This window comes from Mesorhizobium sp. M8A.F.Ca.ET.202.01.1.1 (assembly GCF_004791595.1).
Taxonomy (GTDB): Bacteria; Pseudomonadota; Alphaproteobacteria; order Rhizobiales; family Rhizobiaceae; genus Mesorhizobium.
Genome location: NZ_SRUN01000227.1, coordinates 1 through 306 on the forward strand (window position 1 = coordinate 1; position 306 = coordinate 306).

The following is a 306-nucleotide window of genomic DNA, read 5'->3' on the forward strand; positions in this document are numbered from 1 at the left end:
CGCGAACGAAAAACGGGCGACAATCCCGTGCTGTTGAAGATCAACATGGATTCCGGCCATGCCGGTGCGTCGGGTCGCTTCTCGCGGCTGGAGGAGATCGCCTACATTTACGCCTATGCCCTGAAAGTGACCGGCAAGACTTGATTTTCCACTCGCAATTACCAAGCCTGCGCGTTACGCAATGCTCTGTTCTTGGACGTGGTCCTTGGACCGCGCCGGCTGTTCATTCACAAGGTTCGTCATGCTGCTCGTCGACGTCTATCTCGACAAATCACCCATACAGGGCATCGGCGTCTTAGATCGGAA

1 protein-coding gene is annotated in these 306 nt (G+C 55.6%); it reads left to right on the forward strand.

Annotated features, from left to right (window positions below; translation table 11 throughout):
• The coding region (locus EN845_RS34610) for a prolyl oligopeptidase family serine peptidase (RefSeq protein ID WP_135931330.1) at positions 1-144 on the forward strand (144 nt) is incomplete at its 5' end.
• Positions 145-306: the final 162 nt, after the last annotated feature.